This window comes from Bacteroides sp. MSK.20.82, assembly GCF_019052485.1.
In the GTDB taxonomy this organism is placed as follows: domain Bacteria; phylum Bacteroidota; class Bacteroidia; order Bacteroidales; family Bacteroidaceae; genus Bacteroides; species Bacteroides thetaiotaomicron.
Map to the genome: position 1 here is coordinate 124,207 of NZ_JAHQUN010000006.1, position 12,551 is coordinate 136,757.

The following is a 12,551-nucleotide window of genomic DNA, read 5'->3' on the forward strand; positions in this document are numbered from 1 at the left end:
TATTAATCGAAAGTTTCCCAGCCAGGAGCTTGTGTCATCCGTCTATTCCACTGTAGCTCTCTTTCCAGAATAGGCCAGAAATACATTTTACGTGAGAAGTTGGCTTGTAGATTCTCGACTCTTACACGTTCATAGAATCTTTCTTTAGTAGCTTCTGTCATTAATACATTGCAACCGTAGATCTGCTCCGATTCCTCGATAGCTACATTTTTCCAGCGTCTTAAATCGTGGTAGCGCTGGTTCTCTCCCATAAACTCAACTTGTCGTTCATGCATTAATTTTTTGCGGAATAATGTTTGGTCGTTATATACTTCCTGTTCATAATCTGGCATTCCGGCACGAATACGAACTCTTGAGACTGATTTACTCATTTCTTCCGTATTGCGTGAAACTACCATCGTTTCTCCTTGCCAGTTTGTTACCTCATAACTATTACCTGGAGTAAGTTCATTTAAAGCTTCTGCATACATCAAAAGAATATCGGCATAGCGAATTGCGACATCTACTTTATCATAGATCTTTCCATTATTTGTATTACAATCATTTGGATTGATGAATTTCATCATTCCAATTCCAGTTGGTATCCATTTATCAGATCCGTTTTTGCGTCCTTCTTTGTTGCCTCTGTAATACCATATTTGTTGGTTACGATATTCTGCATCTTTGGCACTGGCAAATGGCCAAAAAGCACCGCTAAATGCTACACTGGCATAAAAGCGTGGTTCTCGGTTGGCATATTCTTTCCATACATTCGGGCGAAGCTGCGGATATTTTCCTGCTTTGTATTCATCTTCGGTAACAAAACGTTTACTTGCTTCGCAAGTGTCCAAGAAATGTTGCAAATTAAAGGCGTCACCATTTGCCATATCGTAAGCATCACATTGTTTAGCGGTTAAACCATGACGATTCTCTCCTCCTGCAAAGGTCGGCATTTGATTTCTGACGAGATAATTCACTTGATCTGCTAAGGAGTTATTACCACGAGTAAAGATTAATTCTTCATTTTCATTTGCATATAAATCTCCGTTAAAAATCGAACGATATGATTCAAACGGATCGATATTTGCCCACCCATCAGGAAAGTTTTTGGTAGAATATTTTGCGTTGTATGGAGGCTTAACTGTAGCTGGATAAGTATTGTCTCCTTTATCTTGATAGTCTGCGATATGTAACTCATAACGACCTAAATCAATTACATCTTTTGCTGCTGCAGCGGCTCTTGCCCATTTACTTTCATCATATGTTTGTGACATTAATATACGGCCTTGATCATCAACAAAGTCTGTAAACTTATCGGGATCATTTGGTAATGGATTATTGAGTGGACTAGCGGAGTATAATAAAACTTTTGCACGTACAGCTAGTGCTGCGTCCTTTGTTGCCCGCGCAATATTTTGTCTGTCTCGTCTGTCAGGCAGATCGTTAGCTGCAAGTATCATCTCTTTATCAATGTAGTCTACTACTTCATCATATGTAGCTCTTGGACAGGACATGCCTATATATGTTTCATCAATACTGATTGTTTCATCAGGAATTAAGGGTACTGGACCATATCTTCTAAGTAGTAACCAATAGAAGTAAGCTCTTAAGAAACGGGCTTGTGCCTTTTTGTCTAAGATCTCTTCTTTTGTCAATTCTTCGTTAATATCTACATTATTGATCATGATGGAAGCTTGGCGTACACCTTCATAACAACGGATATAAGAGTCATTTACCCAACCGTTATCATATTGTCCAAATTTAAGAGCGTTGTAATTTACAGCACCATCGCTTTCATTAAAAATAATATCGTCCGAATAATTGGAGAGTGTAAATTTGATAAGTCCGTATTCTATATTCGAACCATTTAAAAGCCCATAGCATTTAGCTAACCATTCTTCAGTAAATTGTTTACTTTTGAAGATTTTTTCTTCACTTTGTCGGTCGTTGAAGAAACGTTCTACACTTAGATAGTCTGAACAGGAAGATAAACTAACTCCTAGTCCAATACTGAACGCAATGGCTAATAATATATGTTTCTTTTTCATGTCTTTGATATTAGATATTGATAGTTAATCCTAAAGTATATGATTTAGACAGTGGATATTTTTGTCCATTACTGCTACCTAATTCAGGATCCCAAAGTTTGAAACTGGAGAAGGTAACTAAATTGGTACCCATAAAATAAATACGGATGTTATTTAAATGCATTTTATTAACAAGACTTTTTGGTATTGTATATCCTATCTCTAAATTTTTCAAACGTAGGTAAGAACCATTACGCAACCAATAAGTGGAGGCGCGATAGTTATTGCTGTTTCCTCCATAGCTCAAACGAGGATATTTAGCATTTGGATCTTCATTTTCACCTAATATCCAACGGTTTGATTTTACTACATCAGTTAGAATGTTTCCCCAGTCTCCATTTTCAAATGGATATACAGTGGGACCATCAATGCAAAAAGTAGACTTTCCAGATCCTTGGAATAAAACATTAATGTCAATACCTTTCCATTGTCCGGAGAGACCGAAACCATAAACTAAGTTTGGACGTGTTGTAGCTCCGATAGGAACTATATCATTATCATTTACATAACCATCACCGTTTACGTCTGCGTATTTGATATCACCTGGCATTACATCTCCCCAAGATTGTTTGGGGCTATTGCGTATATCATCATAATCTTTAAATAGTCCCAATGCGATAAGTCCACGGGTTTGATCAACTCGGAAACCTCTCTGGCTTTTGTATGGGTAGTTGCTATATTCTTCGTCATATTCCAAAATTTCGCTTTTGCTATAGGTGAAGTTGCCACGTAAAGTGAGGTTCACATCTCCGATACGTTGTTTGAATCCGAAATTTCCATCAAATCCTTTGGATAAAACAGAGCCAATATTGGTAGATATTCTCATAGCTCCGTTCAGACCAACAGAAATGGGAATGAAATTACGTTGTTGGTAAATACCGTCACGTTGTTCGTGGAAATAGTCAATTGTCCCAGTGAACTTATCGTCCCATAAAGAGAAGTCGATACCAATATCATGTTTAGTTGCTATTTCCCATGTTACGGCTGTAGTAGCGTAATGTGTGTAGCTTAAACCTGTAAATTCATATTTTTGTCCGATGTCCGCATAATTAAATCCCCCACTGGCACCGAAAGTAGATAAATAGGGGAAACGCTGGTCATCGTCTCCTACAACGTCATTGCCGACTTTGCCATATGAATAACGGAGTTTGAACATATTCATCCATTTCAAATGTTTTTTGATGATAGGTTCTTCTGCAATATTCCATGCTGCAGAATAAGCTGGGAAAAAGCCATACTGATGTCCCGGTGCAAAGTTTTCGGAACCGTTATACCCAAAGTTGAAATCGAAGAAATAACGGTATTTCCATCCATAGGTGAAGCGTCCAGCAAGTCCTTGATGGCGTTTATCAATACCTTGCATAATATCATTTCCATTCTGAGAGGTATCTATCGTTTTGTCTTGAGAATATTTAAATACTGCTCCAACAATGTGGTCGCCAAAGGTACGGTCATAATGCAGTTCGGCTTCTAGATATTCCTTACGATTTCCGTTAGAAGATGATTCTTGTGTCATTAGTTGTTCGTCTTTGATTTTTTTCATGACTAAACTTCCGTCAGAAGCACGATTTTGTTCTGCCCTCCACATTTCAGGGAATTTTTTACGGTTTATCCACTGATAGTTGTTTGTGTCAAATCCGTAGCGGCCAATAAATTTTAATCCTTTTGTAATAAAGTTGAGGTTTTGTTCTAAAGTAGCATTGGCTTGCAACTTATTGTTCCATGTTTCTTGATAACCGGTTTGTGTAGCGGCTACCCACGGATTGAGTTGATCATTCTCCGAACCGTAGGCAGGAACGTATCCGTTGGAATACATCACAGGAACTGAGATAGGATTGTTGCGCATGGCTGATGCCCAAATGTTTCCTGCCATTCCAGGTTCGTTTTTTTTATCTAGTGAACCTGCGACTCCTACTTTCAATAAGGTGGACTTTGTGATATCCATATCTACGTTGAGACGGTAATTCCAACGTCTGTAATTTGCATTGGTGTTATAGTCTTTTAATCCTTCGTCCACTTTATACATACCTCCTTCGTCTACGTAACTAACAGATACATAATAACGGGCAAGTGAGCCACCACCGTTCAGATTTAAAGTTGCTCGATAAGTTGGTGCCCCTTTTTTTAAGAGTACATCCATCCAATCTACATTGGGGTATAAGTCTTTGTCCAATCCGTTGCGGAGTATGTATAGCTTTTCATCAGAGAAGAATGCTTCCTTATTACGAGTAGTACGTGCTTCATTCATTAAGTTGGCATAGGTATAGCCATCAACAAGTTCGGGGGTATATGTACGTGTGTTGTAAGTAGTTTCAACCTTTGCATCGATTTGAACCTTACCTGATTTACCACGTTTAGTAGTAATCAATACAACCCCATTTGCTCCACGTGAACCGTATATTGCTGTTGCAGAGGCATCTTTTAGTACAGTAAATGATTCAATATCTTCAATATTGATCTCATTCATATCTCTTTCGAATCCATCAATTAATACTAGTGCACCCGAACCTGCACCAAAAGTAGAAATTCCACGAATCCAAAATTCAGATATATTATTGCCTGGCTGTCCAGATGTTTGGCGTGCCATTATACCTGCTACATTACCAGCCAACGCATTTGTAATGCTTGAAGTGGAAGTTCTCAGTGTATTTACATCTACTGTAGTAGCCGCTCCAGTCATTGTAATTTTTTTCTGTGCGCCTGTTCCTGTGATAACAACCTCGTCGATAGCAGTTGCTTTTGCTTCTTGCATAATAACATTGATGCTCTTTTGTTCTTTAACAAGGATTTCTTGTTTATCAAATCCTATAAAAGTGAATACTAACCATTGATAAGGTTCAACCTTTATTTTAAACTTACCGTTTATATCTGTAATAGCACCTAGTCCGGGTATGTCTTTTACGGAAACGTTTACTCCGACAAGTGGCTCTTTATTCTGATCCAGAACAATGCCGCTGATTTCTATTTTTTCTTGTTGTTGCTTTTCTGTATGTGCGTATGTGTTAAGCACACAGCTAATTAGAAAAAACAAACTTAAAATATATTTTTTCATTCGAAATGTGTTTTTATAGTTTATTCTACAGAAATTGTGCGAATTCGATGGTTTTCTCTATCTGCTATATAGAATGTTTGTGTTTCTTCATCATAAGCGATCCCACAAGGACTGTCGAAACGTGCTTCTGTGCGTAGCTCGCCGTCTATGTATCCGTTTACTCGCCCATCAGAAGATACACTACCTCTGCCGGCATAAGTCGAGATGATACCGTCAGGAGTTATTTTACGGATGCAATGTCCGTTTCTATCACAAAGATAAAAATCGTAAATATCTGATTTACCAGCTTCTATGTAATCCTTGTTTTTTACAAATGTGCCTTGATAAGGCCATATGAAACGCCCTGATGTACCGGGAGAGTCTACCCAATCACTGGCTCCTTCAGAACCGGCAAACATTGTTGGCTTTTGGAATTCTTTTGTTTCTGGATTGAACATGGATTTATAAAGGCAATTTGCTCCTGTAATATACATATATTTACCCTCAGGGTGTACTGTTAGGTAGGCATGTTCATTCCTGCTTTCATATGTTGGGAATACTTCTTTTGCTACCATTCCTTGTGTTGTCGGGTCAAAAACGGCTTTGTCAATAGTTCCCTGCCAATAAACGGTATAATATAGAGTTTTTGTCAAAGGTTGATAAGCACAACTATATCCAGTACGATCATAAACATAAGGTCTTGCTCTTCGGAAGTCTTCAGAGCGTAGCAGGTAGGCAATCTCTCTTCGGTCTTTGTTACTTTGTCCGTGGTCGTCTGATACAAATAAAGTGTCTCCAGTCGCATCGAAACACATGTAGTACATACCTCCAAACAATCCTTGCCCTTCAGTCATAAGTGTGGATACTTCTTGAGTTTCCAGATTGATTCTCCGGATAGGTCCTTTAAAACCATTAACGATCAAGCATTTTTGTATTCCGAATGTATCCATTAACAACCATTCTGCATTTCCGAACCTTGCGTTTTCAAAATCTCCATCTACATCAGAAGAATTGCCTTGTTCATCTTCGTTTCCTACTAATGTACCTACTGAAGTTTGAGATACATATTGGAAACGTCTCTCAAACTCATATTCTATGGGTGAAGACGTCCCATCAGCACTTTCGATAGATATTTTTATATTTCCATCAAAAGCTTTTGGGGGTATCATACAATAAATTTCATTATTGTTACAGCCAATTGTAGTGGTAGTTCGCCCTCCTACAGTAATATAAATTTTTGATGGGTCATTTCCGAAGTTCTCACCGTAGATATGGAGCTGAGTACGGAGACTTCCCTGACTTGGAGAGAAATCTGTAAAAACAACAGGTTTAGACGGATCATATCCGCTAGGACTGATTTTGTCGTCTTGGCAACTACTAATACATGCCATCAGATACAGTAGCAATACCCCGCACCAATGGGGGTATTGCTTTTTCATGTGTTCTTTTTTCATAAAACTTTTTTTTTAGGTTTCCAAACAAAGTATAGTGCTTTTTTATAGTCTTATTTCAATGCCTTCCACTAGATTTCCACTGGCTTGACGTATGCCTTGATCTGTTATAATTTTAATCACTGCCATGTCTTTATTCTCAGTGTTGTATTTTCCGGTTTTCTTTGTTAGCTTTACAGTCACTTTATCACCATTTCGCTCTGCGACAAATTGTAGCAGGCTATAGTCCCCTTTTTTGTAAGACCAACCATCTCCCGCATCCCAATACATATTTCCGGAAGCTTTGCCCTGTTCGTCCAGACACACTAGTAATGTCAGAGGATCTAATGAATTTTCTGTAGTGTTCTGAATTATTTTTCCAGTCGGAATGATAGCTCCCCCACGAATCTTCATTTTTGCCTGATATTTATCATTCTGATCTCCTTCTACAAGTGACAGTTCTTTCCAGATCCCTTTCGGAAGTGCCGGTTGATTGGCAAATGCTGGAATGATAAGTAAATTATCACCGACAAGGAAAGCTTCTTCCTCTGCTCTCAGTGACAAGTCTTTAGGGTCGGAGAAGAAGACAGGACGCATGATGGGCATGCCATTGGTTGAGGCTTCGTGTAAGAGTGTATAAAAGTAGGGTAGTAGCATATATCTACGTTCCAAAGCGATGCGTGAGGCATCTTCTACTTTTTGTCCAAATACCCATGGTTCCTTGTTGTTTGTTCCGGCGCAAGCATGACCACGTGCGAAAGGATAAAAGGCACCGAAACCAATCCAGTTGCCGAATAAGTCAGCATCAGCATTGAATAAGAAACCGCCTATATCTGCACCACTAAACGGTTGACCGGATAATCCCAATGTTAATGACATGGGAACTGACATTTTTAGATGATCCCAGCAAGAACCGTTGTCGCCAGTCCATGTAGCGGCATAACGTTGTCCCCCAAGAAAGTTGGAACGTGTCAGAATGAAAGGACGTTTTTCCGGACGAACATCCAGTATACCTTCCCTGGATGCTTTAACCATCAGGAAGCCATATACATTATGATACTGAAGATGCGTACCTGCCGGAAGCTTTCCTCCTCCACGATGCAGGTTGTCTTCCGGCATTGTTTTGTTGGGCGTATCATTGATCTGGGGTTCGTTAACATCGTTCCATACGCCATCTACTCCTTGTGCCAGAAAATCTTTATATAAGTTTCTCCACCATTTGTTTACTTTAGGAGAAGTAAAATCAGGGAATGCTGCTGCTCCCGGCCATGCATCACCGTGGAAGTTCTTACCGTCTGCTGTTTTCACCCAAACGTCATTTTCTGTTCCCGATTTATATACGAAATAGTTAGGGTCAACTTTTGCTCCCGGGTCAATCATCCATGCAGAATGGAATCCACGTATGTGTAAATCACGGTTCACCGCTTTAGGATTCGGAAAACTTTTCGGATTAAAGGTAAAGATGCGGTATCCGTCCATATAATCAATGTCCATCCAGATAACATCACATGGTATTCTTTTTAGTCTGAAAGTATCTGCTATTTCAATGACACGGCTGTCGGGAGAATATGAGAACCGGCATTGCTGATAACCTAGTGCCCAGCGAGGAATCATTGGCATTGTGCCGGTCAGTTCGGATAGTCCGCGAACGACTGCTTGTGGAGATTCCCTGTCAATGATGAATACCCGGAAGGGTATTCCTTCACTTTTTAATTCGATTTTTTCGTCTGTACTGCTTAGTTCTGCTTTCCAAGTAGTATCGAATAAAATTCCAAAAGCTGTTCCGTCCTTTCGCACTCCCATCATCCAAGGGTGTGACTGATACAGGCGGGTACCTTTGTCTACACCATAAGCCCCTGAGTCTGTATTCCATAATTTGATGGTTTTTCCATTTCTCAGAAGTGAACCGGTCACTTCACCACCGCCATAGATGCTTGTACCTTCCGGCACTGTCAATGATGCGTTTGCTTTACCATTCGTGAGTGAGAACTCGGGAACAAGTATCCAGTCGGCAGGAAGTGCTCCTTGTTCGCGTGGTTCTTTTTCTATTGCAAAAGATGGTATCTTTTGAGCGTCGAAGCCTTCCGGGATGAATTTTGCGATTCCGTCCCCAACCATGACGCTATGTGTAATTTTTACCTTATGTGTTGAGGCGTTCGCCAATAAAGGTAAGGTTGCGAGCAAGTAAATTGCTACAGTTTTGATACAAGTATATTTCATGTTGCTTATTGATTATGCAATCTATAGTGTATATTGAATATTTTTTTGTGCTTTAATATCTCTAGAGGAGAAGCCAAGCATTATATTGTAAATACCCGGATCAGTGACGAACTGAGTTCTGTTGACATTAAAATACATAAATGATTCTTTAGGTAATGTCATCTTGACAGTTGTGGATTCTCCGGCTTTTAGGAATATCTTTTCAAATTTTCTCAGTTCTTTTTCTGGACGTTCTACCGGGCTGTTTTCTGCTTTGCCCACATAGGCTTGTATGACTTGTGCGCCATCTCTTTTTCCTGTGTTGGCAAGACGGCAGGTTACTTCTACTGTTCCATCAGCATTTGGCTTTGAGACTACTATATTAGATAGCTTAAAGGTGGTATAAGACAATCCGTAGCCAAAAGGATATTGTACTTCACGTTTCAATTTGTCATAGCCGCGATAGCCGATGAATATTCCTTCCGTATATGCTACATGTTTGTCTTTATCCGGGTCGTGATAGCTTTTGTAAGCGGGATTGTCTTCCCATTTTTTCTCAAAGGTCATAGGCAACTTGCCTGATGGGTTAACTTTACCGAATAAAGCTTCACCGATAGCTGTTCCCGCTTCCTGACCTCCATAGAATCCCCAAATAAGTCCTTTCAAAGACGGTTCCCATTTTTGCATTTCAATATTACCTCCGGCATTTACAATACCGATAACAGGCTTTTTACATCCGGATAAGCTGGCCAGCATTTTTTTATCTACTTCGGGTAGTTCGAATGTGCGGTCGCTTGCTTCTCCTTCTGTGTCGGAACTATGACCGAAGCATGCAATCACTAAATCTGCTTTGTTCAGGTAATCGGCAAACTTATTCTGAGTCTCATTCTTACGTTTCCATAAAAAGCAGACACCTGCTCCACCACCCTGCTGATAGTATTCTACACGTACATGATATTTTTCACCGGCTTTTAGTGTCTTGGTAACATTGGTCGTTCTGAAACCTCCGGGCGTCCAGTCATCAATAATCGGTTGGTCGTTGATAAACAATTTATAACCATCGTCGCCTCCTAATGTGAACTCATAGTCAGCGGTTTCGTCTACGCACATTGTACTGTACCATTTCACAGAGAAATAATCTTTGGGCATACCTTCCAATTCTGTGCCTGCAGCCCAAGAATAATTGATTTTTTTCTCAGTCTGTTTTACCACAGGGGCTCCTTCGAAGTGAATATTCTTGAAGTATTCGGCATGAAATCCCTTTTCGTTGAGATTGTCGTCTGTATACATGATGGACGGCATAAAGTCGAGTTCATCAATATATTCTACTTTTACATTATTCAGTTTACCTTCTTTTTGGATTCCGTCGAATAAATTGGTATAATGGAAAGGAACTACAGCGCCACTACCACCACCATGTACATATCCATGTGCATTTTTGCCGGTAACGATAATATGTTTGTATTTTTTGGGATTGATAGGAAGAATGTTGTTTTCATTCTTCAAAAGAACAAGTCCCTCTCTGGCAACATTTAATGCTGTTTCTACAGATTGAGGGTCATCCAGAGCGATACTTTTGTCAGCTTCCGTACCATCCTTGAATCCGAAAGCAATGAGTATGCGTAAGATGTGGCGTACTTTTTCGTCAACCATATCCATAGTCACATCTCCTGTTTTAAGATAGTAAGCCATATCTTTAGGATTCATCTTTTCTCCTCCTGCCATTTCCAGATCTAATCCGCTTCTTGCAGCTGGAACACAGTAATGAGTCGATCCCCAGTCAGACATCACTAATCCTTTGAAGCCCCATTGATTTCTGAGTACTTCTTTCAATAGCCACGGGTTTTCAGTGGTGTAGATGCCATTCATCAAGTTATAGCTTGTCATGATGGCTCCTACTTCTGCTTCCTGAATGGCAGCTTTATAAGCAGGGAAGTAAATCTCATTCAAGGTTCTTTCATCAATATCATTACTGATATTATTACGGTCATAGTCGGAGTTGTTGGCAACGAAGTGTTTGACTGTAGCCATGACACCTTGATCTTGTACACCTTTGATGTATCCTACACAGATGCGGGATGTTAAATACGGGTCTTCGCCCATATATTCAAAGTTACGTCCACACATTGGGGCACGGTAGATATTGACCGCCGGACCTAATATGACATTGATGTTTCTTGCTCTGCAATCGCGTCCCAGAGCTTTTCCGTATTGATAGGCAAGATTCTCGTTCCAAGTAGCTGCCAGTGTCACTGTAGCCGGGTATGCGGTAGACTTGCCTTTTGTGCCTATCCCTTGCGGTCCATCGGACATTCTCATGCGATGAATACCCAGGCGATCAATGCTTTTAGTGTACATCCAGTCAATGCCACCGATATATCCTAGTTTTTCTTCTACTGTCATTTGGCCCAGTAGCTCTTCAACTTTTAGATCAATCTCTGGTTTATACCATTTTTGAGCAGATGCACAAAAAAGGTTGGAGATTAACAGGAGTAAAAACGTAAGTCTTTTTTGTTTCATATTAATTTTCTTTTGAGTATTGGTTTTTATGTAGCTATTATTTTGTGCTGTGTTGTGACGGAAGACCTTTATATTATATAGCCTTAATTATTTATTGTTTTAAATTTGTACTTATTGTATAGCTGCTAGTCGGCTATACATTTCGACCATGGCAGCTTGCGTTAGCAGCCACTTCTTCTTATTATTATTGTTATTGCCAGTTAGGTCTGTACCGAATAAGCCGTTTTCATCACGAGCATTATCCCAAGCATATGACAGGCATTGATTGAAGGCGTCGATAAAAGTTTTGTTTTGGTCCAATTGGTAAAGTTCAATGAATCCTCTTAACATGACAGCAGTAAACCAGATATTTCCTTGTTTCAACATTTTAAGGCTTTCTCCTGTGTCAGTTGTAAAGTCTGTGAAGAAGTAATTATAGCATTCTTTGGCAATGCTCTGCGCATCTTCCAGGTAATCCGGATTTTTGGTCAGTTGATAGAGTAGGGCAGCCGATTGCATCATTTGTCCGCTGTTGTAGGCAAATTTGGCCTTTCCTATCTTACCGTCAAGACGGATATTGTCAAAATAGAGGTAGTCTGTAGAATCTTGCAGATTCTTTTGTGTCCATTTATATAATTCTTTTCCCCGTTTGAAATAGAGGCTGTCATTGGTTGCTTTAAATAGTTTGAGGGCGAATACAGAACCGGGAGCATTTGAACAAGTGTTTTTGGACTCTTTCTTTTGTTCACACCAATAGATGCCATCTCCTAGCAGACTATCAGTACCGCTTTCTATGAAATTCCATATGAGTTGAGCTTTATCCAAATATTTTTTTTCTTTGGTAATCTGATAGATATCGATGAAGTCAATGCCTACCCAGATATTATCGTCATAAAAGCGGTCGGAGGTCGGAGCAGTTCGGATATACGATGAGTAAGCAACAGGAGTTCTTTCTGTATCGAAGTATTCTTCCAAGCCGGGTAATACCTGTTTTTCTAATAATTGCTGGTATTTCTTGTCGTGGGTGGCTTCTAATAATGCGTTTACTGCGGAAAATGTACCTGAATATGGCCATAAATAGGAGAACTGATTAGGCATGTTTGCTTGGTTTTCCGATGCCAGATAAGTGACTTTATATTGTTCGTTGAAAGGATAGTTTTCACGAAGCAGATGAGAGTTGCTTACAGAATAATTTAGATAAAGTGAATCCAGTGTTTGCCGGGCTCTATCCAGATTTGAATTAGAGTCTGCCTGTTTGGTGGAAACGCAACTTGCCAAAAAGTAGGCACAAACTATGATTAGTAAAAAACGCAGTGCTTTCATTTT

6 protein-coding genes are annotated in these 12,551 nt (G+C 39.7%); all 6 read right to left on the minus strand.

Going from position 1 to position 12,551, the window contains the following annotated elements; translation table 11 throughout:
- Positions 1-2: 2 nt before the first annotated feature.
- A complete protein-coding gene (locus tag KTR07_RS08410; protein WP_117981501.1) occupies positions 3-2,027 on the minus strand; it encodes a RagB/SusD family nutrient uptake outer membrane protein in 2,025 nt (674 codons plus the stop codon).
- Between the two features lie 10 nt (positions 2,028-2,037).
- The gene (locus KTR07_RS08415) at positions 2,038-5,118 is read right to left on the minus strand and encodes a TonB-dependent receptor (protein ID WP_117981502.1); all 3,081 of its coding nucleotides are present in this window, start codon (positions 5,116-5,118) and stop codon (positions 2,038-2,040) included.
- Positions 5,119-5,138: 20 nt separating this feature from the next.
- Entirely contained in the window at positions 5,139-6,551 is a 1,413-nt protein-coding gene (locus KTR07_RS08420) for an IPT/TIG domain-containing protein (RefSeq protein WP_117981503.1), read from the minus strand.
- A gap of 42 nt (positions 6,552-6,593) precedes the next feature.
- Positions 6,594-8,747 carry a TIM-barrel domain-containing protein gene (locus KTR07_RS08425; protein ID WP_181981955.1) on the minus strand — a complete coding sequence of 718 codons (2,154 nt, stop codon included), beginning with the start codon at positions 8,745-8,747 and terminating at the stop codon, positions 6,594-6,596.
- 21 nt (positions 8,748-8,768) lie between these two features.
- Complete coding sequence (locus KTR07_RS08430) at positions 8,769-11,246, minus strand: glycoside hydrolase family 3 C-terminal domain-containing protein (protein WP_117981505.1); 2,478 nt, start codon at positions 11,244-11,246, stop codon at positions 8,769-8,771.
- Positions 11,247-11,357: 111 nt separating this feature from the next.
- A complete protein-coding gene (locus tag KTR07_RS08435; protein ID WP_117981506.1) occupies positions 11,358-12,548 on the minus strand; it encodes a glycoside hydrolase family 76 protein in 1,191 nt (396 codons plus the stop codon).
- Positions 12,549-12,551: the final 3 nt, after the last annotated feature.

What these genes read in the sequence shown, in the direction of transcription:
- KTR07_RS08410 (WP_117981501.1), bottom strand. Translation starts at nt 2,027, where the DNA reads ATGAAAAAGAAACATATATTATTAGCCATTGCGTTCAGTATTGGACTA.
- KTR07_RS08415 (WP_117981502.1), bottom strand. Translation starts at nt 5,118, where the DNA reads ATGAAAAAATATATTTTAAGTTTGTTTTTTCTAATTAGCTGTGTGCTT.
- KTR07_RS08420 (WP_117981503.1), bottom strand. Translation starts at nt 6,551, where the DNA reads ATGAAAAAAGAACACATGAAAAAGCAATACCCCCATTGGTGCGGGGTA.
- KTR07_RS08425 (WP_181981955.1), bottom strand. Translation starts at nt 8,747, where the DNA reads ATGAAATATACTTGTATCAAAACTGTAGCAATTTACTTGCTCGCAACC.
- KTR07_RS08430 (WP_117981505.1), bottom strand. Translation starts at nt 11,246, where the DNA reads ATGAAACAAAAAAGACTTACGTTTTTACTCCTGTTAATCTCCAACCTT.
- KTR07_RS08435 (WP_117981506.1), bottom strand. Translation starts at nt 12,548, where the DNA reads ATGAAAGCACTGCGTTTTTTACTAATCATAGTTTGTGCCTACTTTTTG.